Source organism: Kitasatospora sp. NPDC059812, assembly GCF_042732075.1.
In the GTDB taxonomy this organism is placed as follows: domain Bacteria; phylum Actinomycetota; class Actinomycetes; order Streptomycetales; family Streptomycetaceae; genus Kitasatospora.
In genome coordinates, this window is record NZ_JBHWIO010000154.1 from 9,026 (window position 1) to 9,432 (window position 407).

Here is a 407-nt window from a genome sequence, read left to right on the forward strand (position 1 = left end):
GGCGGGGCCTTTTGTGTAAACCACCACGCCGCAATTTGCCGCGCCCCCCCCCCCCCCCCGCGGGGGGGCCAGGGCGCCGTAAGTCCCCCAGGCCGACTTCCTGCGCGTGGGGGAGGGCGCTCACGCCTGCCGCGCACTGAATATGTAGACCGACCGTCATATTCTGCGCTGCGCACGGTGGATTCCGCACAGGAAGTCGATCAGGCCGACTTCCTGTGCGCATCGGAGGGGCGGAGGCGCCGCTCGCCGTGCACACAACTATGTAGACCGGTCGTCATATTCTGCGCGCCCAGTCCGGCTGGGGCGCGGGGGGGGGGGGGGGGGGGGGGGGGGCGGGGGGGCGGGCGCGGGGGGGGGGGGTGGGTGTGGGGGTGGCGCGCGCGCTCTGAGTGAGAGACACACACACA